Below are 24,017 nucleotides of genomic sequence, written 5' to 3' on the forward strand. Positions count from 1 at the left end.
AGTCGGTGATCCATGCCTAAGTTTTTTATAGATAGACCGATATTTGCGTGGGTAATTGCGATAATTACCATGCTCGCAGGTCTTCTGGCACTCATCAAACTGCCTGTTGCCCAGTATCCAACGATTGCACCGCCAGCGATTTCTATCTCTGCGGTTTATCCAGGTGCTGACGCCACTACGGTGCAGAATACAGTTACCCAAGTTATCGAACAAAATATGAATGGTATCGATAACATGGTGTATATGTCTGCAACCAGTGACTCTGCAGGTATGATGAATATCACTCTGACCTTTGAAGCAGGTACTGATCCTGATATCGCGCAAGTCCAAGTGCAAAATAAACTGCAATTGGCAATGCCGCTATTACCTCAGGAAGTGCAACAGCAAGGGATTAGTGTTGATAAATCCTCAAGTTCATTCTTGATGGTCGCCGGTTTCATCTCAAATGACGGTTCAATGACACAAGATGATATCGCAGACTATGTGGGTGCAACGATTAAAGACCCGTTAAGCCGTGTAACCGGTGTGGGTGAAACCCAGTTATTTGGTACTCAATACGCAATGCGTATCTGGTTAGACCCAGATAAACTGGTGAAATACAACATGACAACACTTGATGTTACTAATGCGATTAAAGCACAAAATAACCAAGTGGCAGCAGGTCAATTAGGGGGCACACCTCCTGTACCTGGTCAGCGTTTAAACGTCTCTATTATTGCTCAAACCCGACTTAATACCGCAGAACAATTCGGTGATATCCTGATGAAAGTCAATACAGACGGTTCACAGGTTAAACTAAAAGATCTCGGTGTAGTTGAGATGGGTGCTGAAAACTACAGTACTGTTGCTCGTTTTAATGGATTACCCGCTTCTGGTATCGGTATTAAGCTAGCAACGGGCGCTAACGCATTAGATACAGCAACCGCTGTGCGTGCTGCATTAGCTGAAATGGAACCGTTCTTCCCAGCGGGATTAGAGGTCGTTTATCCTTATGATACAACGCCGTTCGTTAAGATCTCTATTTTCGAAGTGGTAAAAACGCTTATTGAAGCCATTATGTTGGTATTCGTAGTTATGTATCTGTTCTTACAGAACTTCCGAGCTACGTTAATTCCAACTATTGCAGTACCTGTTGTATTGTTGGGTACTTTCGCCATACTCTCGGCGTTTGGTTATTCGATAAATACCTTGACGATGTTTGCGATGGTGCTTGCCATCGGACTTCTGGTGGATGATGCCATCGTTGTGGTTGAAAACGTCGAACGTGTTATGCAAGAAGAAGGTTTATCACCTAAAGAAGCAACACGTAAATCTATGGGGCAAATCCAAGGTGCACTGGTGGGTATTGCCCTCGTGCTTTCTGCGGTATTTATTCCAATGGCATTCTTTGGTGGTTCAACAGGTGCGATTTATCGCCAGTTCTCTATCACCATCGTATCAGCAATGGTTCTGTCTGTTTTCGTTGCATTGATTTTAACACCAGCGCTTTGTGCCACAATGTTAAAACCAATACCAAAAGGCAGTCATGGTGTGCAAACCGGCTTCTTTGGTTGGTTTAACCGCACCTTTGAAAAAAGCAGCCATCACTATACTGACAGTGTATCCCGTACTCTTCGTGGTACTGGCCGTTACTTATTAATTTACGTTTTATTAGTCGCAGGCATGGCATTAATGTTTATTCGCTTACCTGCATCGTTCTTACCAGAGGAAGACCAAGGGGTATTACTGACAATGGTTCAGTTACCTGCGGGCTCCACACAAGAACAGACTCAAGACGTATTAGAAAGAGTAAACGACTACTTCAATACCGATGAAAAAGAACTCGTTAAATCCGTCTTTACCGTAAGTGGCTTCGGCTTCGGTGGTCAAGGCCAAAATATGGGTCTGGTCTTCGTTGTATTGAATGATTGGGATGAACGTAAAGCAGATGAAGACAAAGTTCCGGCAATTGTAGGTCGTGCCAATATGGCATTATCCCAAATTAAAGAAGCCTTTGTTTACTCCTTTAACATTCCAGCGATTGTTGAATTAGGTTCTGCGGGTGGTTTCGAATTCGAGTTAGTCGATAAAGCTAACCTCGGTCATGAAAAACTAATGGAAGCCCGAAATCAACTTCTTGGACTTGCTGCACAACAACCTCAAATGTTAACGGGTGTGCGCCCTAATGGTCAGGAAGATACATCACAGTATCGTCTATATATTGACCTAGAAAAAGCGCAGGCTCAAGGTGTTGCAATCAGCGATATCTATTCAACATTAGGTACCATGTTTGGTGGTAGCTACGTAAACGACTTTATCGACCGTGGTCGTGTTAAGAAAGTTTATGTTCAAGCTGAATCACAATTCCGCATGTTGCCACAAGATATTGGTAATCTTTATGTTCGTAACAATGTCGGTCAGATGGTTCCATTCTCATCGTTCATTGATACAAGTAAAGATCCTTGGTTATATGGCTCTCCGCGTTTAGAGCGTTATAACGGTTTACCAGCAGTCCAAATTCAAGGTAGTGCAACACCAGGCCAAAGTAGTGGTGATGCAATGCTAATGATGGAAGATCTCGCAAGTAAATTACCAAGTGGTATTGGTTATGAATGGACAGGAATGTCATATCAAGAACGTTTATCTGGTAACCAAGCGCCTGCGCTGTATACCATTTCCTTGATAGTTGTATTCCTCTGCCTTGCGGCTCTTTATGAAAGCTGGTCAGTACCGTTCTCCGTTATGCTCGTGGTTCCTCTGGGTGTTATTGGTGCGCTGTTGTTTACCACATTCCGAGGCCTTGAGAACGACGTTTACTTTAAGGTTGGGCTCTTAACAACCATTGGGTTATCGGCGAAAAACGCAATCTTGATTGTTGAATTCGCCAAAGACTTGATGGAAAAAGAAGGCAAAGGACTCATAGAAGCAACGTTAGACTCTGTTAGAATGCGTCTACGTCCAATTCTAATGACCTCTCTGGCCTTTATGTTAGGGGTTATTCCTCTGGTATTAAGTAATGGTGCAGGTTCTGGTGCACAAAACTCAGTAGGTACCGGTGTATTCGGTGGTATGATTGCCGCAACCTCTCTTGCTATCTACTTTGTTCCTATTTTCTTCGTCGTGATCCGTAGACGATTTGCGAAGAAAAACGAAGATTTAGAGCACCCAAGTAATTCACACTAATTTATCGGTGAATACCAAAAAGGTCGCGTAAGCGACCTTTTTCTTTATCTATTGATATATCATTTAAAATGAAAACTTATCTCAGTATATTATTTTAAAAAAATATCTCTTTAATCAATAAACTCATTTTATTTTTTTTCTTATATATGACTTTTTGTCAAAATCAAACAGACTGTTATTTATAAATAACAACGCTAAATAGACCTCATTTACACGCTTAAACATGTAAAACACAATAAAAACAAAGATAATCATAATGTTAAAAAATTACCATCTTGATTGGAATATATTAATTTTTACGAAAATAGACAAAATTCTGTTGTTCAGATAGTGACTTATGCGATAATAGTGCTATATTAAGCAAAGAAACATTTTATTGTGTGTTTTTTAAACTCCCTTGTATGCAATGAGTATTTGATATCATCTTTTGGTATGCTATTACTTTGTTAGAAATAATATATATAATTATTAAACTCTTTTAGCATACGGGTAAATATAAATGCCCAATCTCGAGTTTGTGTTTTTTTATTAATCCATTAATGAATTATGTGAAGTGTCTCATTAATAAGTCTAACTCTACGTATTTACCATTATTAATGAATATTTTCTATTAATTCAGCCACGATAAGTTATGGACGAATATTCACCAGAAAAAGTAGATTTAGCTGAATTGTCGTTTTTATGTGAAGAGCTATTACAGCAAGCTTTAGGCTCATTAGATAAAGGCAACACCGTTTGGCACAATGATCTGAGTAGCACAAAAAGCGTTGACCTTAATGTCTTAATTGAACACATTATGGACTTTAGTTGGAAATTTAAGATTAAACACCCAGATAAACAAATAATTAACACTCTTATAGAAGAGTACCTTGAAGAAACATATCGTTTATTTGGTAATACATCAATTTCTTACTCAGACATCAATAATTGGAAAGAGTTAAATCATTCGCTTTTAACCCTTATAGCCAACAACCCAAAAAGTTATATTAAGTAAATTTAATTATCTTTAGTTTTATTCTAAATAATAGAGAAAAGACAACATGACTAAGACAGACTATCTAATGCGTTTAAGAAAATGCACCTCAATCGAAACATTAGAGCGAGTAATTGAAAAAAATAAATACGAACTCTCTGATGATGAGCTGGAGCTATTTTATTCAGCGGCTGATCATCGTTTAGCTGAGCTCACAATGAATAAACTCTATGACAAAATTCCAGCATCTGTTTGGAAATTTGTAAGATAATTTAGTTCTATTTAATTACCTTAATTTTATTTTTGCTATTTTTATTTTTTATAGTAGTAGGGTTATTAGTTCTTAATTTAGATATCGTTTTTATTCACGTTTTCTTATCAGTAGTATGATTACACACCATCATGCCGTTAACTTATTACGGCATGACTGCATTATTTTACCCAAAATTCCCCTTCTATATTATAAATATCATCATTCGTTTTCTAAAAATACGGCCATATACATTGAATTTATTATTTTCTACATACGTAATGTTGATATTCAAAAATGGGGAAATAACACACAAAAAGCGTATTAGTGGAAAATTAGGAAGAGATAAATTACGAAGGCTAGAAATTGGGTGGGGCCTTGCCAGCGACATCCCGGCACACGCGACACCTGCCATGGCTGCTTCCTTCCGGACCTGACCGAGTTAACAAGTTAGCGTTGCGGGAGAACCAACAAGACCCCATAGATTGTCTTATTGCTAAGACGTCACGCATTATGTTTTAAACTCACAAAAATAGCAAGGACAGTGAGCCTAAGTGATGATTAATTACCCAAATTAAGGCATATCTCTTATTCATCTACCTTTAGCGCTCTTTTTGTCTTTCATAAACCCATAAGATCGTATTCAATAAGCTAATAAACAATAATCTCATTGCCTATGTTCATTTATCATTAGGTTGCTATTGAAGATAAAAAGGAGATTATTTTTTTATATTTTTAGGATTGTATATAATCACTTTATAAAAAATAACCCGATCTAATGGTACAGGTACACTATGAGTCAGGCATTGAAAGATCTCATCAATTTAATGGCACTTGAAAAAATAGAAGAAGGTCTATTTAGAGGGCAAAGCGAAGATTTAGGATTACCTCAAGTTTTTGGTGGTCAAGTTGTAGGACAGGCACTGTATGCAGCAAAACAAACTATTGCAGATAATCGCTATATTAATTCCTTTCACAGCTATTTTTTACGTCCCGGTGATAGCCATAAACCCATTATTTATGACGTAGAATTTATTCGTGATGGAGGTTCATTTAGCACACGCAGAGTCAGTGCTATCCAACAGGGTAAACCTATTTTCTATATGACGGTTTCTTTTCAAGAATTTGAGGAAGGTTTTGAGCATCAAGATACAATGCCTGATGTTCCTTTTCCTAATGAGCTTATCTCACAAGATGATATTTTGAAAAAATTGGCACCTAAATTACCAGAGCCGATTAAATCTTTAGCATTACGAGAAACCCCTTTTGAAGCTCGTCCAGTACAATACTTTAGCCCTTTTGGCTATTCTAAGGCACCCCCTGAACGCTATGTTTGGTACCGTAGTCGTGGTGAAATGCCATCAGATCCTTTTTTACATCAATATATGTTGGGCTATGTTTCTGATTTTGACTTCTTACCCACTGCACTCCAACCTTATGGTTTAGGATTTATGGACCCAAATCTTCAAGTAGCAACAATAGACCATTCAATGTGGTTTCATCGTCCATTCCGTATTGATGACTGGTTACTGTATGTGATTGAAAGCCCTTCAGCATCAGGAGGGAGAGGATTTGTTAGAGGTAAATTCTTTAACACGAATGGCCAATTAGTTGCTTCATCCGTTCAAGAGGGAGTTATTCGTCAAAAACGCCCTAAAATTAAATAAACATATTCCCCCCTCAAAAGAGGGGGAATAGACAATTACTGCTGATAAGCACGTTCACCATGAGAAGTTAAATCTAATCCATCATGCTCTTCTTCTTCAGAAACCCGTAACCCCACCAGCTTATCTGCGATTTTAAAACTAAGATAAGCGACAACACCTGACCAAATCACTGTAATAACAACACTCATTAACTGTATTAAAACTTGCTTGCTTAATGTCATGCCATCGCTATAACCCACTCCCCCTAAAAATGAAGCCGTAAATACCCCCGTTAATAAACACCCCACAATGCCACAAGTTCCATGAATGCCAAAAACATCACAAACATCATCGGCTTTTAGCCACCGTTTTAAAATAACAACTCCCCAAAGCCCGATAATTCCACCTGTCACACCAATAAATAATGCGCCCATAACACCGACTGTACCCGCTGCTGGCGTAATTGCCACCAGTCCAGCAATACAACCCGAGCAACTGCCTAACATTGATGGCTTTCCTCTGACTAGCCATTCAGATAAAGTCCAAGAAAGTACCGCCCCCGCAGTTGCAATCACTGTATTCAAAAATGCTAAGGCTGCAATTGCATTTGCACTTCCCGCAGAGCCTGCATTGAAACCAAACCAACCAATATAAAGCACAGCCGTTCCAATAAATACCATCGGTAGATTATGAGGTTTAAGGGCTGTATGTTGGTAATCACGTCGTTTACCGAGTAAGTAAGCACCAACAAGGGCAGCAACAGCCGCATTGATATGGACCACTGTTCCGCCTGCAAAATCAAGAGCGCCATCATCAATTAACCAGCCACCTTCTCCCCATACCATGTGAGCGATCGGAATATAAGAAAACGTAAACCAAATAATCGTAAAAATAATCAACGCAGAAAAACGGACTCGCTCACCCAATGCACCAACAATCAAAGCAATCGTTATCACAGCAAAGGAGCCTTGAAAGGCAATGTGTACATATTGATTAATGGAACCTGAAACAGACGCCAAAGAAATATTACTTAAAAAAGTAAGTGACCACCCACCCCACACTTTATTACCCGCAGTAAAAGCTAAGCTGTAGCCAAAAGTTATCCAAAGAATGACCACGACACTAAAGATCATCATCACTTGTGTTATCAACGAGAGCACGTTTTTACTTCTCAGCAATCCTCCATAAAACAAGGCAATACCAGGGATAGTCATAAAAAAGACCAGTGCAGTGCAAATCAACATAAAACCATTATCAGCTTTATCGATAACCGAGACTTCAGAGGCAAATGCTGATGAAGAAAAGTTTGTAAGCACCAACATTAATAATAAAGAAAGTAAGCTTTTCATCGAAATTCTCCTTTAAAGAGCCTCATCACCAAACTCACCCGTACGAATACGAACAGCTTGTAATAATTCTAAAACAAAAATTTTGCCATCTCCCACTTTACCCGTATCTGTCGCTTGCATAATTGTTTGCATAACAGGCTCAAGTTGATCATCGCTGATGGCGAGTTCTATTTTCACTTTAGGAAGAAAATTGACTTCATATTCGGCCCCTCGATAAAGCTCAGCATGCCCTTTCTGTCGCCCATATCCCTTTACTTCACTGATTGTCATCCCTTTTATACCCAACTCAGAAAGTAACTCTCTGACCTCTTCTAATTTAAATGGCTTAATTATGGCGATGATATATTTCATATAAACCTCGTCTATGTAAGAAAGAACAACGTTTATAAAGCAAAGGACATGCCAATTTTTAATATAATGATATTTAAAGAAAAATTTAAATTATTAAAAAATAGAACTAATAAACTCACCGAATTGGTGCAAACAGAAGCCTGCTATTTTGATAAAAGCGAAATAATGGGAAATAAAAAAGGGCACATTGTTTTATGTGCCCTTTAAAAAAATCAGATATTAATTTTAAGTCAATTATTCTACTTCGACAGGATTTTGTTCTTGTAAAGATTCCCTAACCTGCTGTAATTGAAACATATTATAGTATCGTCCTTTTTGTGAGAGTAATTCCATGTGATCACCCTGTTCAACAATTGCACCACGATGAAGCACCACAATTTCATTGGCTTCAATAATAGTTGAAAGTCGATGAGCAATAACAATCAGGGTTGTTTTTTCTCTTACTACTTTTAATGCCTTTTGTATGGCTTGCTCTGTTCCTGAATCAATATTCGCTGTTGCTTCATCAAGAATAAGAATACAAGGTGGTATTAATAATACACGTGCTAATGCAAGTAACTGTTTTTGCCCCGCAGATAAGCGACTACCTTGTTCGCCAAGTTCTGTTTGTAATCCTTCTGGTAATGCTTTAGCCCATTGATCAAGTTGTACTGTTTCTAACACCTGCCATAAATGTGATTCATCACATTCTCGCCCTAATGCAATGTTGTCATACAACGAACCTGATAATAAAACTGGATCTTGCTGCACCATAGCAATACCACTGCGCAACGCATAATGAGAGTAATCCTCTAAAGGTTGCCCATCTAAATAAATATTCCCTTTTTGCCAAGGATAATTTCCCATCAACAGACTTGCTAATGTACTTTTACCGCTCCCTGTATGTCCAACAAATGCCACAAAATGACGAGCAGGAATAGCTAAGTTGACATTCTTTAATACCCATTGTTCATCACGATAGGCAAACCATAAGGAATTAACATCAATATTACCTTGAGTAATGATATGTGATGATGAGCCGTAATGTTGTGAAGGTGCATCCATCAATTCAAAAACACGTTCACCTGAAACAACCGCTTGTTGCAAAATGGACTGCTGCGATGTCAATGTGATTAACGGTTCATTTAATCGCCCCAAATAACTAATAAACGCATAAATCACCCCAACGCCGATAACTGCACTGCCTTGATAGCCAAATAGCATCAATAAGCCACACAAAACCAACGCAGAGAGCATGCTTAGCAAAGGACGCAATAACAGTCCATCAAGTTTTAATGCTTTCATACGGGCCTGATAATGCTGCCAGCTATCATCTGACATTCTTTGACCAAATCGAGCTTGTTGCCTAAATTGCTGGATCACTGACATTCCATTGATAACTTCATGGAAACCATCATTAATATTGGCAAGAAAATGGCGTACATTGCGGACTATCGGTGTACTGAGTCGCTGATAAAGCATCATCACACCAATAACAGCAGGGAAGATAGTCATCGCTACCAATGCCATTTGCCACTCTAATAAGAACATGGCAATTAACATAACAACCACTAACGCAATGGCACGAAACAATGTCGGTAAGACGTTAACAAACAAATCCTTAATTGTTTCGGTATCATTCGTTACACGAGAAATTAATTGACCTACAGGTTGATTATCAAAAGCACTTAATGGTTGCTTTAGTGCAGCGCTCATCACATCTGTGCGTAATTGTTGTACAACCCCAACAGCCGCATGGTTAAACACAATTGCCTGATAATAATGAAGTGTCGCTGCAATTATTTGTAAAAGAATAAATGCCAATGCCAAACCTAATGAAGATGTTAATTCAACATTATTCGTAGCCACTTTTTTATCAATGAAATACCCCACAATTAATGGGCCTCCCACCTCTGCAACTGCGGCTACCCACAACATAATGACGCCCCATGTCATAGGTTTGCGATAGGTTTTACCATAAGTTAAAAGACGCTTTAATGCAGGGAATAGCGCTTTAACGGATTTATTTTTACTGATCGTCATCCAGCGCGGCCTCTAATTGCTGATAATGGTACATATCTTGATACCAACCAGGTATTGAAATTAATTGTTGATGCGTACCTTGTTCTACAATTTCGCCTTGTTTTAACACTAGGATATTAGTAGCACCAACCAAAGCAGATAAACGATGTGCACTGATAATCAACGTTCTATCTTTTCGCCATTGCGACAAATTTTGTAAAATTTGATATTCAGTTTGTCCATCAACGGCAGATAATGCGTCATCTAATAACAAAATTTCCGCATCTAAGAGTAGCGCTCGCGCAATAGAAATACGCTGTTTTTGCCCGCCAGATAGCATCACACCTTTTTCACCTACCTGCGTTTGATACCCTTCAGGTAAACGCAGAATATCATCATGAATATTTGCCAGTTTAGCTACCGCTTCAATTTCATCTTTAGTTGCATTAGGACGTCCTAATGCGATGTTTCCTGCAATGGTATCTGAAAATAAAAAAGGTGTTTGATTAACTACAGCTAAACGCGCTCGCCACTCATCGAGTTTTAATTGGTAAATAGGTATGGATTGAAAACAAATTTCACCTTCAGTTACATCGTAAAGTCGTTGGATAACGGTGAGTAGTGTACTTTTCCCACTACCAGTCATTCCGCAAATTCCCAACATATCGCCGGGAGATAAGGTGAAATGAATATTTTTAAGCACATCTGTTGTTTGTTCAGGATACTGAAAGCGATCGATATCAACAGATAATATCCCTCGACCTTGTTTCGGTGATAAATCACCATCAATCATATCGAGTTTTTCATTCAATAAGCTATTAATTCGGCTGTAGGCAGCACTGCCACGTTCAACAATATTAAACATCCATGCCAGCGCTAACATAGGCCAAATCATTTGACCTAAATACATAACAAAACTAGTTAATTCACCTAATGTCATTTTGTCATTGAGTACCAGATAGCTCCCACCAGCAACTGCGAGCAAATTAGCAAAACCGATCGCCATAAAAATGGTGGGATCAAACAAAGCATCAATTCTTGCAACACGCATATTTTGACGCCCAGTTTCTTTTGCAACATCATCAAAACGAGAAGCATGCTGTTGTTCAAGCCCGAATGATTTGATCATGCGAATACTGCTCAGGCTTTCTTGTGCTTGGTTATTCAGTGACGAAAAAAGTGCCTGCGCGGTTTTAAAACGGCTATGTAACTTATCACCATAACGTTTAATCAAAATGGCCATTAGTGGCATAGGTAATAGTGAAATTAGTGTTAGTTCCCAGCTTAACTGGATACTCATCATCACAAGGACAGCAAGTCCCATCACCATTGAATCAACTAAAGTTAGAACGCCTTCTCCAGCCGCAAAAACGACTTTATCAACGTCATTAGTGGTACGAGCGATCAAATCGCCAGTACGATAACGATGATAGAAAGAAGAGGATTGCTGATTAAGCTGTTGATAAATCTGCATTCGCAGTTTTACGGCTAATTGATAAGAAGCACCAAATAACCAAAGTCGCCAAAAATAACGTAAAAGATAAACTGCGAGGGCAATTAACACCATCACACCAACCCAATTCATTACTTGGCTAAACGACAGACTATGATTATCAACACCATCCACAATGATCCCTACAATTTTAGGAGGGATCACCTGTAATACTGCGATAACCATCAATAAGAAAATGGCACCGACATAACGACGCCATTCACTGAGAAAATACCAACTGAGCTGTGAAAATAGAGCCACGCCTTAAATCCTAAGGTTATACAAAAAATAAAAGTGCCAGTTGGTAAAGATGAACCTTATTCAGGTATCGGCATTGCCGTTGTGTATTTAATTTTTTCCATTGCGAAGTTAGAAGTCACGTCAATAAGACCTGGTACACCATTAACCATACGCTTATAAAACAAGTCGTAACTTTTCATGTCTACCACTTCAACATGCATTAGATAATCACACTCACCCGCCATTCGATAGAATGTCAGTACTTCTGGCATTTGCTTAACAAATGAAACAAACTGTTCGTACCATTCGCTATTATGTTGCTGTGTTCTAATCATAACAATAACTGTTAGACCTAGCCCAATTTTTTCGCTATCAAGTAAGGCAACTCGTTTACGAATATAACCGTCATCCTCAAGTCGTTTCAATCGTTTCCAGCAAGGTGTTGAGGTTAGGTTAACAGCCTCAGCCAAAGTATTCAGTGAGAGGCTTGAATCTTCCTGTAATAGCGCTAATAATTTACGGTCAATCTTATCTAACATAGATACTCCTTCAAAATATGCCCCTACAAAAAATAATGATAACCTGCCCCTTAGTATAAGAGTAATCATCTAATGATAAATCGGTAATAAATTGTCATAATATATGTACTTTTATGCGTACTAATCCTTATGTAAATTCGATTTTCAGGAGTATTCCGATGAAAAAAACGGTCGTTGTCTTTAGTGGTGGGCAAGATTCGACAACATGCCTTATTCAAGCAAAAGAAAAGTACGATGAAGTACATTGCATCACATTTAATTATGGGCAACGTCATAAAGAAGAAATTGAGGTAGCACAAAAAGTAAGTCAATTACTAGGAGCAACTGCGCATAAGGTTTTGGATGTAAATTTACTCAATGAACTCGCTATCAGTAGCTTAACTCGCGACAATATACCTGTTCCTGATTTCAAAGAAAGTGAAGAAAGTGATATTCCAAGTACCTTTGTACCGGGTAGAAATATTCTTTTCCTCACTTTAGCCGCTATTTATGCCTACCAAATTGGGGCTGAAAGTGTCATTACAGGAGTTTGTGAGACTGATTTTTCTGGCTATCCTGATTGTCGTGATGAATTTGTCAAAGCACTAAATCATGCAGTCAATTTAGGTATTGCGCGTGATATTAAATTCATCACTCCATTAATGTGGCTAGATAAAGCTGAAACTTGGGCATTAGCAGATTATTACCAAAAATTAAATTTTGTTCGCCATGAAACCTTAACCTGCTATAACGGTGTTCAAGGTGATGGCTGTGGTGAATGTGCCGCTTGCCATTTAAGACAACGCGGATTAAACACTTATTTAGCTGATAAAAAGCAAATCATGCAGGCAATGAAACAGAAAGTAGGATTAAAATAGTTACTGTAATATCGCCCACTTGATCGTTATCACTGCAACTTGTTCGCTTAGGCAGTGATAACCACTCATGCATTATCACTACCTTAAATTACGTTGAGTTAACTCATCTTGGTCAAATTACTCTTATTTATAATGTGAAATCACTCTAGATTATGATGCTTGACGTACATACTCTAGTTTTTCTCTTAACTGATCCGTTAAGGTCAGTGCTTTTTTGGTATTAATGTCTACAAGAACAAACGTGATTAATGCATCAGAAATAAGCGCACCATCTTTTTTTCTGACTATCTTTTGAGACAATACACCACTTTTAATCCCAACTTCAGCAACTTCACAGTCAATAATTAACTCATCACCAAGACTTGCAGGTAAGCGATAATTAATATTGATATTAGCGACTACTAACGCCAAACCATTACGCTTAAACCAAGCAAAATCTAAATGTTGTTCAATCCAATCCCATCGGGCTTGTTCTAAAAACTCAAGGTAACGTGCATTATTCACATGTTCAAAAACATCTAAATGAAAACCATAAACTTTAATTAATGTACTCATACAAATCCATTACCTCTTGATTATTATATTAAAAATTTTGATAACGTTTCTTTGCGATACAATAAATATAGTCAAAAAAATAAATTTAGTAATATCTCAATTTAGCTGTTTTATCTTTCACTCCATTTAACGAATCAATTCAATGGAAATGTGTTTCTCTTATTACAAAGAGAAACACACGTTATTAAAACAATATTTGTCTTTTCAGTAAACGAGCTACATGCAATATAAAATGCAAGTTAGCTCATTAGTTTATGACGATAAAGTCACGATTTTGTTCGACTAATTTCATCCCTATACCAAATGCTTTTTCAAGTTGTTCAATAGAGGTAAATCGACCCAATTGTTCACGGTAATCAATAATAGCTTGAGCTTTTGCTTTACCAATACCTTTAAGTCCCATTAACTCATCAACCGTTGCTGTATTTAAATCAACCTTATCTCCTACATTTGCTTTTACTTCTTTTGCATCTTTATCAACAGATGTGCTCGTTTCAATAGAAATCGAGGGGGTTGAAACAGGTGTTTCTTCTGCATAAGAAAGCGGTGAAAGTCCTAGTCCTAAAGCAAGGCAGATTGATGCCATAAATCCTGATAACACTTTTTTATCCATCGTCATAATCATAATTTCCTTTTATAAAATAACTTTAAATTCAATAGCAAACAGTGTTTTCTGAATGCAAAAAAATAATGACAAGATATTAATAAACCTGCAATTACATAAAAATAAAATGTCGAGAGAAGAGGAAAAACAAAATGAACAAAAGCTGAGTTACAAAAAAATTATCGGGATTGCTCTCAAATATTCTTTTTTAAGAAAAAATAGATATAAGCCCTCAATATCAATATTTGATACCCATAAAAAAACCCAGCCTAAGCTGGGTTTCTATTAAGATTTAAAGATAACTTATTGATAATCTTTGTCGAAAATCTCAATTTTAGCGTTGTCTTTTAAATCACGTAAAATCAGTTGTAAGGCTTCTTCGCCCATCTGCGCACGATAGAGGTTAGCCATAAACTCTAATTGCTCTGATGTTGGTTTGCCATCTGTCACGCTATCTAATTGAATAAAGACAACCTTAGTGCCGGGTACATTAGTCATACCATATTCTTTTTTGCCGTCAGCAGGCTTAGGCATAGCAAAAATAGCGGTTTGAACTGCATCTGTCGCAGATGAATGAACAATGCTTTCCACATTACCAAAAGAAAGGTTAGCCGCTTTTAGTGCTTCATCACCTTTGCCTTCTTTTAATGCAGCTAAAATTTTCTGCGCTTGTGTATTCATTGCTTGCGATGCTTTTTGCTGTTTAACAAGCATAACGACTTGATCACGTACTTTATCTAACGGTAGGCTTGCAGAAGGCTTATAACCCTCTACACGCACAACAAATGCACTGTCATTGCCTAACGTCACCATATCTGAGTTCATGCCCGTAGGGCCATTTTCATCAACTAATGAGCCACCAAAAATTAATTGGGTCAGTTTTTCATTATTTAATGGTGCTGGTACGGTATTTTCATCAAACCAATCTGTATCAACAACCGTCACATTACCCGCTTTAGCCGCGGGCGCTAATGTGTCGTTATCATTAGAGGCTGCCTGACTCACGCGTTGTTGCAATGCAAAGAAATCATCGATAGCTTTGTTTTCGCGCATTTTTGCCAGTAAATCTGTTTTCACTTCGTCAAATGGTTTTACAACAGATTGTTTAATATCATCAAGGCGGAAAATTGCGTAACCATTGCTGATTTTAACAGGCTTAGAAAGTTGGCCTTTTTCTGTCAAACTCGCATTAGCCAGTTCTGGTAATTCTTGCCCTATGGTTATCCAACCTAAAGAACCATTTTGTTTTGCAGAGAATGTATCAACTGATTTTTCTTTGACTAACGTAACGAAGTCTGCACCTTTTTTCAGTTCTTCTTCAGCTGCTTTCGCGGTAGTTTCATCAGCTAACACTAAGATGCTGTATTGTTTCTGTCCCGCGGCTGTAAATTCATCGATGTTGCTGTCGTAATACGCTTTTGCTTCATCATCGGTAATATTAATGCTATTAAGATCTTTTTGAGCATTTAATTGAATATAACTGACTTTAAATTGCTCTGGCGCGATAAACATTTGGTTATTTTGTTCATAGAACGCCTTCACTTCATCGTCTGACGCCGTTTCTTTTTCAAGGAATGGCTGAATATCTAATGACGCTAAGCGTACGTTACGGCTTTGCAACATCAGTCCTGCAAATTCTTTAACTTCGCTTTCTAAGGCAAAATCAGTGCCTTGGATAGAGAATCTTAATTGCTGATTGATAAGATTTTGGCGAATACCTTCTGCAAATGCATCAGCATCAATATTATTACCTTTCAATAAATCGACGTATTTTTTATTGTCAAATTTGCCATTAGTTTGAAAGTAAGGAAGCGCAAAAATTGCTTCTCTAATTTGTTGATCGCCCGCTGAAATACCAAGATTTTGTGCAAATTGATCAAGTAAAGCTTGATTAATAAGTAAATCAAGTGATTGTTGGCGGATCAGTTTCTGACCTTCTTCTGAAGAAGCAAGAGCAGCAAAGTTTTCACCCATATCTTGTTGTAACTGAGCGCGACGTTGCTGGTAAGCTTGCTCTAATTGAGAACGGCTAATTTTATATCCGTTAACTTCCGCAGCATCATTAACGCCAGAACTAAAGAGATATCCGCCCACACCAGTTAGGACGAAAGAGAGGATGATCACAGCTAATAATATCTTGATAAATGGATTATTAGCAGTTGAACGAATGTTGTCCATCATAACGAGACGAGGCTCCGTTTGGTGAAATAAAAATTATTTTTATGAGTGTTACACGACTATTTTGAGCACAGCGAAAAGATAATATGCCCATGCTGGCTTAATATCAAAATATCGCGACACGCGACAATCATTAAAAACAGCCAGTCCCGTATTCAATGTGCAGTCTTAAACACGCACTTTCTATCACTAAGAAAACTAAACAGCATTATTTGATTCATTGATTTAACTCACCACTGAATCCTTCATTGTTGTCTATTTCAGTTATAGAACAACGCGACATTCTATCAAATGACTACTTTAGTTTCACGTCTTATCGCCAGAGAATTCAAGGTTTAATCGTGATTTAACATCTAAAAAAAGAAAAGCGCATCTCAAAAAGATGCGCTTCATTTTTTAATTGAGTCGTTTTCTGTTTATCCATAACGTTAAATTAATAACTCTTTGGCAGAAATTTCGTTCAACTATTATTGATTAACTGCGTCTTTTAAGCCTTTACCCGCACGGAATGCAGGAACTTTTGCAGCTTCAATTTGAATTTCTTTACCAGTTTGTGGGTTACGGCCAGTACGAGCTGCACGATCACGTACAGTAAAAGTACCGAAACCTACTAATGCTACATCATCACCTTTTTGTAAAGATTCAGTGATAGAAGCAACCAGAGCATCTACAACACGACCTGCTGCCGCTTTTGAGATATCTGCATTTGCAGCAATTTTGTCGATCAGTTGAGTTTTATTCACGCTTTCATCCCCATAATTTTATGCGTTATTTTTCACCATTAATGGCAAATTTTGCAAACGTCGTTATATCAAGCCTTTTTAGATATAGCAAGACCGATAAAACAGCATTATTAATTAAAATCCCCATTAAATTAGCGACACAAAAAAAGGCTGGCAAGCTTTTATTACTTATCCAGCCTTTTTTTTAGCTATAATTTATGACTAGCATCACTTTTTAGTGCGATTTATCTGTCACAATTTCCATGCCAAACGGCGAGTTTTGTAGGGCTAACGATAAAACTTCCTCAATTGTTTTCACCGGGTGAATATCCAGGTCAGCAACAATATTTTCAGGAATTTCTTCTAAATCACGTTTATTTTCATCTGGGATAAGAACAGTCTTAATTCCACCACGATGTGCAGCAAGTAACTTTTCTTTCAGTCCGCCAATTGGCAATACTTGTCCGCGTAACGTAATTTCACCCGTCATAGCAACATCAGAACGAACAGGGTTACCTGTTAAGCTTGATACCAAAGCGGTACACATTGCAATACCCGCACTTGGGCCATCTTTTGGTGTCGCACCTTCAGGAACGTGTACGTGCATATCACGTTTTTCATAGAAATCGCTATTGATACCCAGCTTATCCGCACGAGCACGAACAACCGTCATTGCTGCTTGGATAGATTCTTGCATAACTTCACCTAAAGAACCGGTGAATGTTAGCTTACCTTTACCTGGGACACTCGCTGTTTCAATTGTTAGTAGATCACCACCAACTTCTGTCCATGCAAGTCCTGTTACCATGCCTACTCGGTTTTCAGTATCAGCACGACCGTAGTCTACTTTACGAACACCTAAATAGTCTTTGAGATTATCTTCGTTAATCTCAATATGTTTGATTGTGCTATCCATCAGCAGTTGTTTCACTGCTTTACGGCATAATTTAGAAATTTCGCGCTCTAAACTACGTACACCTGCTTCACGAGTGTAATAACGAATAATACCCATAATGGCGCTGTCATGGATTGTCAGCTCACTTGGTTTTAATGCATTACGTTCAATCTGTTTTGGTAACAAGTGCTGTTTAGCGATGTTCAGCTTTTCATCTTCGGTATAACCCGATAAACGAATAACTTCCATACGATCTAACAACGGTGCAGGTATATTCATGGAGTTAGATGTCGCCACAAACATAACATCAGACAGATCGTAATCAACTTCCAAATAATGGTCGTTAAATGCGATATTTTGTTCTGGATCTAACACCTCTAGCAGTGCAGATGCTGGATCACCTCGCATGTCTGATGACATCTTATCAATTTCATCTAATAGGAAAAGTGGGTTTTTCACACCAACTTTTGCCATTTTCTGAATTAATTTACCTGGCATAGAACCAATATATGTACGACGGTGACCACGGATTTCGGCTTCATCACGTACTCCACCTAACGCCATACGAACATATTTACGACCTGTTGCTTTAGCAATAGATTGGCCCAGAGAGGTTTTACCCACACCAGGAGGCCCTACCAAGCACAGAATTGGCCCTTTAATTTTGCTAACTCGAGACTGTACCGCAAGATATTCAAGGATACGCTCTTTAACACGTTCTAAACCATAATGGTCTGTATCAAGCACTTCTTGTGCTTTCACTAAGTCTTTTTTAACTTTGCTACGACTATTCCAAGGAACTTGAACCATCCAATCGATATAACTACGTACAACCGTAGCTTCTGCTGACATTGGCGACATCATTTTTAATTTCTGAAGTTCTGCTTCTGTCTTTTCTTTTGCCTCTTTTGGCATTTTTGCAGCATCGATTTTACGTTTCAGCGATTCCATTTCATCAGGTGCATCATCCATCTCACCTAACTCTTTTTGAATCGCTTTCATTTGTTCATTGAGATAATACTCTCGCTGACTTTTTTCCATCTGCTTTTTAACACGGTTACGAATGCGTTTTTCGACTTGTAGCAGATCGATTTCTGATTCCATCATCGCCATTAAGTACTCTAGGCGTTCAGTCACATCAGACATTTCAAGTACAGCTTGCTTATCTTTCAGTTTCAGCGGCATATGAGAAGCAATGGTATCTGCTAATTTTGCTGATTCTTCGATAGCATGTAATGAGGCCAATACTTCTGGCGGAATTTTTTTATTCAGTTTGATATAACCTTCAAACTGATTAATCGTTGTACGATTTAAGACTTCTTGTTCACGCTCATCAACAGCTGGCGTTTCAAGGTATTCTGCTTTCGCCTGAAAGTACTCACCATTGTCAGATAACATCGTAATTTTGGCACGACGAATACCTTCAACAAGGACTTTTACTGTTCCATCAGGCAATTTTAGCATCTGTAAAACAGAGGCAACGGTACCGACAGAAAAAAGATCATTAACACCTGGTTCGTCAGTAGATGCATCTTTCTGCGCAACCAGCATAATTTGTTTGTTGTCGTTCATCGCGGCTTCTAAGCAATGAATAGATTTTTCACGACCAACGAACAACGGGATCACCATATGCGGATATACAACGACATCACGTAATGGCAATACAGGTATTTCAATACGTTCTGGACGCTCAGGATTCATAGAGCTCTCTCTTCGTTTTTAGCTTAACGCTTTTACAGGTAATTTTATTCGCATGTCACCAAATAAAATTAATTCCACGGATTGTCAAAATATATAAGGGCACTTTTCTGACATTCAATAGCCTTACCCATTAAAAAAACAAAATGAGGGAAAATTCCCTCATTTTTATTGCGTTGGCGCGCTTTATCTTAAATTTCTCGTCTATTTAAGAGAAAATTACAGATAATGTCAGATAAGAGACATTGCCAAATTACGATGCATTATTCACCTGATGCTTGGTTTTCTGGTTGGCTATAAATAATCAACGGCTCAGATTTTCCATTGATGACACCTTCATCAATAACAACTTTCTCTGCATTTTCAAATGAAGGAAGGTCATACATCGTATCAAGTAATGCAGCTTCAACAATTGAGCGTAAACCACGAGCACCTGTTTTACGTACCATGGCTTTTTTTGCGATTGCAGTCAGCGCTTCTTTACGGAATTCTAAATCCACACCCTCTAACTTAAATAATGCCTGATATTGTTTTGTCAGTGCATTTTTAGGTTCTTGTAAGATTTGGATCAATGCATCCTCGTTTAACTCACCTAATGTCGCAACAACAGGTAAACGTCCAATAAATTCGGGAATAAGTCCAAATTTAATCAGATCTTCTGGTTCAACTTGAGCTAATAATTCACCTTCACTGGCTTTTTCTTTTTGGCTTTTGACTTCTGCACCAAAACCAATACCAGAGTGTGTATTTAAACGCTGTGCAACAACTTTATCAAGGCCAGCAAATGCACCGCCACAAATAAAGAGGATTTTAGAGGTATCAACCTGTAAAAATTCTTGTTGTGGGTGCTTACGTCCACCTTGGGGAGGAACCGAAGCCACCGTTCCTTCAACTAGTTTCAATAATGCTTGCTGTACACCTTCACCAGACACATCGCGTGTAATTGATGGGTTTTCAGATTTACGAGTGATCTTGTCAATTTCATCAATATAAACAATACCACGTTGTGCTTTTTGCACATCGTAATCACATTTTTGTAGCAGTTTTTGAATAATGTTTTCAACATCTTCACCCACATAACCCGCTTCTGTCAGCGTTGTGGCATCTGCCATAGTAAAAGGAACATCAAGGTAGCGTGCTAATGTTTCTGCTAATAGCGTTTTACCACTACCTGTAGGCCCAATCAGCAAAATATTACTTTTTCCTAGCTCAACACCATTGGCTTTATCGCCATTACGCAGGCGTTTATAGTGATTATAAACGGCAACAGCCAGAACTTTTTTAGCCAATTCTTGACCGATAACATAGTCATCAAGGTGCTTACGAATTTCATGTGGCGTTGGCAATTCACTGCGTTCATGATGAGGCGCCAGTTCTTTTATTTCTTCACGAATGATATCGACACAAAGATCAACACATTCATCACAGATATAAACCGACGGGCCAGCGATCAATTTCTTCACTTCATGCTGGCTTTTACCGCAGAAAGAGCAATACAGAAGCTTCCCTGAGCTATCTTTGCGCTTATCTGTCATCAGTCAACCTCACTTAGTTATTCTTCTTATTGATTGATAAGAAGAAGAAAGACTTTTTACATAGAGATATTAATGGCAGTTTCCTTTGCCTAATTCTATAACAAAGGAAACATGTTAATTCAGTTGCTATTACAACGCGCTGTAATTAACTACGTTGTGTATAGACTTTATCCACTAATCCGTATTCTAACGCTTCGTTAGCGGATAAGAAACGATCACGCTCAGTGTCTCTTTCTATTTCTTCAATAGATTTACCCGTATGCTGAGCCATTAATTCATTCATACGCGATTTTACTTTCAAAATTTCTTGTGCATGAATTTGAATATCTGTCGCCTGACCTTGGTAACCACCTAATGGTTGGTGGATCATCACACGAGAGTTAGGCAAGCAAATACGTTTACCCTTTGCACCCGCTGATAATAAGAAAGCGCCCATTGAACATGCTTGTCCCATACAAATCGTGCTGACATCAGCTTTGATATACTGCATGGTGTCATAAATGGACATACCCGCAGTAATTACACCACCTGGTGAATTGATATATAGATTGATGTCTTTTTCTGGGTTTTCTGCTTCTAAAAATAGCATTTGAGCGACGATCAGATTAGCCATGTGATCTTCAACTTGGCCAGTCAGGAAAATGATACGTTCTTTTAATAAACGTGAATAAATGTCGTAAGAACGCTCTCCTCGCGAAGTTTGCTCTATAACCATCGGCACCAGAGCCATATTAGGTGCGAATTGTTCCTGTGTGTCGTTAAATGACATGTCTGTCTCCTATTGCATTCTTATTGGTGCCAATGACAACAATTTTACTTGAGATAATTGATCATGACCATTTCTAATGATCTAATCTCTCACAAGACATTCAAGGCGCCTCGCGAGGAGTGATAAAGAGAATATAGAATTATCTGGAGATAATCGCTCAGATTTCAAGGCTAATTTTGATAAATATATACAAACTGAAAAAAACCCGTGGTAAAAACCACGGGTTTTTGCTTAAAACCGATATCGCGGTTAAGAATTAACCCATTTGAACTTCATTCATCAGTTCAGTGAAGTTAGTCTCTTTTTCAGTTACTTTAGCATTTGCTAAGATTTTTTCTACCGCTTGCTCTTCTAATGCAAGATTACGGATGTTATTCATAAGCTGTTCGTTCTTGTTGTAGAACTCAACAACTTCTGATGGATCTTCGTAAGCTGAAGCCATTTCGTCGATCAGTGTATTAACACGCTCGTCTTCTGCTTTCAGTTCATTACTATTGATCACTTCACCTAACAATAATCCAACGATTACGCGACGTTTAGCTTGTTCTTCGAACAATTCACGTGGTAATTGCAGAGCTTGTTTCTCGTCGCCACCAAAGCGTTGAGCTGCTTGACGTTGCAGAACTTCAATTTCGCTGTCTACAGCAGCTGCAGGTACGTCAACTTCGTTTGCTTTAACTAAGCCATCAATAACTTGTGTTTTAACACGAGTACGGATTGCATTTTTCAGTTCACGTTCCATGTTTTTACGTACTTCTGCACGCAAACCATCAACAGAACCATCAGCAATACCAAAACGCTTGATGAACTCTTCAGTTAATTCTGGCAGTTCACGCTCTTCAACTTTTTTCAGGTTGATAGCGAATTGTGCTTTTTTACCTTTCAGGTTTTCAGCGTGGTAATCTTCTGGGAAAGTCACATCAATTGTGAATTCTTCACCAGCTTTATGACCGATAACGCCTTCTTCAAAACCTGGGATCATACGACCTTGACCCATTGCCAGTACGAAATCTTCAGCTTTTCCGCCTTCGAATTCTTCACCGTCAATAGAACCGTTGAAATCAACAGTTACGCGATCTTCTGCTGCAACTTCGCCGTCTTTGTCTTTCCACTCTGCTTGTTGCTTACGCAGTGTTTCTAACATGTTATCAACGTCTTCGTCTTTAACAGTGACAACTGGTTTTACAACTTCAATGCTTTCCAGACCTTTCAGTTCGATTTCTGGGAAAACTTCGAATTCCACAGAGTAAACAAAGTCTTCACCTTCTTTGTATTGCTCTGGTTTGTAGTCAGGCGCGCCAACTGGGTTTACTTTGTTTTCGATGATAGCGTTAATGAAATTACGCGACATTAAATCACCAAGAACATCATTCAGTACAGACATACCGTAACGCTGTTTAACCATAGACATTGGGACGTGACCTTTACGGAAACCATCAATGCGAACAGTCTTAGCAGCTTTTTTCAGTTCACTGTCTACAGCAGTTTGGATATCAGCGGCTGGTACGGTGATTGTGACACGACGCCCTAGGCCTTGAGTCGTTTCAACAGAAACTTGCATCTTGTTACCTCAAAATAAGTTTTAGTGCTCGGTCTACTTTAAAGGAAACTAATATGACATTGACATATTTAGATTTATTTTCCTTTCAGAACCGGGGCCGCCACATTTAAAAAAACGAGGATCCCTGATATCAGAAGCATCCCGAAACCTTACTGAAAATTAGACGCGACATTATAACGATCTAGAGGGGTTGAGTCGAGAAAGAGCCGTTTTATTCCTCAATTTTTTCATAAAATCGAGTAAGTCGCCCCTTTTTCCCTCTATAAAGAACAAAAAATACGCATCTTAAGATCTATTTATTCACGATTAACGATAACATTGTTAATCTTCTTGGCTACCACCACGACATCCAGGAGAGCGTAATGCTTTATCCTGTTGTTCATTCCATTCACTCAACGTAAAAGTATGCAATGCGAGAGCATGAACACCATTTTCCATTTCATGAGCTAAGGTTTGATACACATCACGATGGCGTGAAACACTGCGCTTGTCATTAAATTCATCACTAACAATAATGACTTTAAAGTGACTTTCAGAGCCTTCAGGCACATTATGGCGATGGCTTTCGTTTATTACTTGTAAAAAATGCGGTGAAAAGCGTGAAATCAGCTTATTCTCAATATCATCACGGATCATTTCT

The 24,017-nt window shown here is 38.4% G+C and carries 19 protein-coding genes and 1 other RNA gene; 5 read left to right on the forward strand and 15 right to left on the reverse strand.

Annotated elements, in window-relative coordinates:
* The first annotated feature begins 12 nt into the window (after positions 1-12).
* The 3 genes from ABN080_RS07650 to hha all read left to right on the forward strand — a co-directional run bounded on the left by ABN080_RS07650 (position 13) and on the right by hha (position 4,406).
* On the forward strand, positions 13-3,162 hold the full coding sequence (locus tag ABN080_RS07650; protein WP_340895206.1) for an efflux RND transporter permease subunit: 3,150 nt from the start codon (positions 13-15) through the stop codon (positions 3,160-3,162).
* 631 nt (positions 3,163-3,793) lie between these two features.
* Entirely contained in the window at positions 3,794-4,156 is a 363-nt protein-coding gene (gene tomB / locus ABN080_RS07655) for an Hha toxicity modulator TomB (RefSeq protein ID WP_196553556.1), read from the forward strand.
* A 46-nt stretch (positions 4,157-4,202) separates the two neighbouring features.
* Positions 4,203-4,406 (forward strand): hemolysin expression-modulating protein Hha, encoded by a 204-nt coding sequence (gene hha / locus ABN080_RS07660; protein ID WP_006535062.1) that lies wholly within the window; start codon positions 4,203-4,205, stop codon positions 4,404-4,406.
* A gap of 355 nt (positions 4,407-4,761) precedes the next feature.
* Here hha and ffs read toward each other — a convergent pair.
* Positions 4,762-4,858: signal recognition particle sRNA small type (ffs, locus tag ABN080_RS07665), an RNA gene on the reverse strand.
* Between the two features lie 321 nt (positions 4,859-5,179).
* On the opposite strand from ffs, the gene tesB reads away from it, so the two are divergent.
* Positions 5,180-6,052 (forward strand): acyl-CoA thioesterase II, encoded by an 873-nt coding sequence (gene tesB / locus ABN080_RS07670; RefSeq protein WP_196553555.1) that lies wholly within the window; start codon positions 5,180-5,182, stop codon positions 6,050-6,052.
* A gap of 35 nt (positions 6,053-6,087) precedes the next feature.
* On the opposite strand, the gene amtB is transcribed toward tesB, so the two are convergent.
* The 5 genes from amtB to ABN080_RS07695 form a co-directional block, all read right to left on the reverse strand.
* Positions 6,088-7,380 carry an ammonium transporter AmtB gene (gene amtB / locus ABN080_RS07675; RefSeq protein WP_340895200.1) on the reverse strand — a complete coding sequence of 431 codons (1,293 nt, stop codon included), beginning with the start codon at positions 7,378-7,380 and terminating at the stop codon, positions 6,088-6,090.
* Between the two features lie 12 nt (positions 7,381-7,392).
* Positions 7,393-7,731 (reverse strand): P-II family nitrogen regulator, encoded by a 339-nt coding sequence (locus ABN080_RS07680; protein WP_349440759.1) that lies wholly within the window; start codon positions 7,729-7,731, stop codon positions 7,393-7,395.
* Between the two features lie 234 nt (positions 7,732-7,965).
* Positions 7,966-9,753: a SmdB family multidrug efflux ABC transporter permease/ATP-binding protein gene (locus ABN080_RS07685; RefSeq protein ID WP_349440760.1), complete on the reverse strand. Its 1,788-nt coding sequence runs from the start codon at positions 9,751-9,753 to the stop codon at positions 7,966-7,968.
* Positions 9,740-11,485, reverse strand: coding sequence for a SmdA family multidrug ABC transporter permease/ATP-binding protein (locus ABN080_RS07690; protein ID WP_197269537.1), 1,746 nt, complete (start codon positions 11,483-11,485; stop codon positions 9,740-9,742). Before ABN080_RS07690 ends, ABN080_RS07685 begins: the two co-directional genes overlap by 14 nt.
* 56 nt (positions 11,486-11,541) lie before the next feature.
* Entirely contained in the window at positions 11,542-12,003 is a 462-nt protein-coding gene (locus tag ABN080_RS07695) for an Lrp/AsnC family transcriptional regulator (protein ID WP_072069378.1), read from the reverse strand.
* A gap of 158 nt (positions 12,004-12,161) precedes the next feature.
* Between ABN080_RS07695 and queC the strand changes: the two genes are divergently transcribed.
* Positions 12,162-12,860 (forward strand): 7-cyano-7-deazaguanine synthase QueC, encoded by a 699-nt coding sequence (gene queC, locus ABN080_RS07700; protein ID WP_196553551.1) that lies wholly within the window; start codon positions 12,162-12,164, stop codon positions 12,858-12,860.
* A 150-nt stretch (positions 12,861-13,010) separates the two neighbouring features.
* Here the strand turns inward: queC and ABN080_RS07705 are convergent, their stop codons facing one another.
* The 9 genes from ABN080_RS07705 to bolA all read right to left on the reverse strand — a co-directional run bounded on the left by ABN080_RS07705 (position 13,011) and on the right by bolA (position 24,013).
* Positions 13,011-13,415: an acyl-CoA thioesterase gene (locus ABN080_RS07705; protein WP_072069380.1), complete on the reverse strand. Its 405-nt coding sequence runs from the start codon at positions 13,413-13,415 to the stop codon at positions 13,011-13,013.
* 247 nt (positions 13,416-13,662) lie between these two features.
* Positions 13,663-14,028, reverse strand: coding sequence for a ComEA family DNA-binding protein (locus ABN080_RS07710; RefSeq protein WP_502935110.1), 366 nt, complete (start codon positions 14,026-14,028; stop codon positions 13,663-13,665).
* A 294-nt stretch (positions 14,029-14,322) separates the two neighbouring features.
* Complete coding sequence (ppiD, locus tag ABN080_RS07715; protein ID WP_349440762.1) at positions 14,323-16,200, reverse strand: peptidylprolyl isomerase; 1,878 nt, start codon at positions 16,198-16,200, stop codon at positions 14,323-14,325.
* 464 nt (positions 16,201-16,664) lie between these two features.
* Complete coding sequence (gene hupB, locus ABN080_RS07720) at positions 16,665-16,940, reverse strand: nucleoid-associated protein HU-beta (protein ID WP_036911695.1); 276 nt, start codon at positions 16,938-16,940, stop codon at positions 16,665-16,667.
* Between the two features lie 214 nt (positions 16,941-17,154).
* Complete coding sequence (gene lon / locus ABN080_RS07725; protein ID WP_072069382.1) at positions 17,155-19,515, reverse strand: endopeptidase La; 2,361 nt, start codon at positions 19,513-19,515, stop codon at positions 17,155-17,157.
* A gap of 260 nt (positions 19,516-19,775) precedes the next feature.
* Positions 19,776-21,047 carry an ATP-dependent protease ATP-binding subunit ClpX gene (gene clpX / locus ABN080_RS07730; protein WP_036932880.1) on the reverse strand — a complete coding sequence of 424 codons (1,272 nt, stop codon included), beginning with the start codon at positions 21,045-21,047 and terminating at the stop codon, positions 19,776-19,778.
* Between the two features lie 145 nt (positions 21,048-21,192).
* The gene (gene clpP, locus ABN080_RS07735) at positions 21,193-21,816 is read right to left on the reverse strand and encodes an ATP-dependent Clp endopeptidase proteolytic subunit ClpP (RefSeq protein WP_004245088.1); all 624 of its coding nucleotides are present in this window, start codon (positions 21,814-21,816) and stop codon (positions 21,193-21,195) included.
* A 256-nt stretch (positions 21,817-22,072) separates the two neighbouring features.
* Positions 22,073-23,377 carry a trigger factor gene (gene tig, locus ABN080_RS07740; protein ID WP_072069383.1) on the reverse strand — a complete coding sequence of 435 codons (1,305 nt, stop codon included), beginning with the start codon at positions 23,375-23,377 and terminating at the stop codon, positions 22,073-22,075.
* A 321-nt stretch (positions 23,378-23,698) separates the two neighbouring features.
* A complete protein-coding gene (gene bolA, locus ABN080_RS07745; protein WP_072069384.1) occupies positions 23,699-24,013 on the reverse strand; it encodes a transcriptional regulator BolA in 315 nt (104 codons plus the stop codon).
* Positions 24,014-24,017 lie beyond the last annotated feature (4 nt).

This window comes from Proteus sp. fly-1089, assembly GCF_040138965.1.
Taxonomy (GTDB): domain Bacteria; phylum Pseudomonadota; class Gammaproteobacteria; order Enterobacterales; family Enterobacteriaceae; genus Proteus; species Proteus vulgaris_B.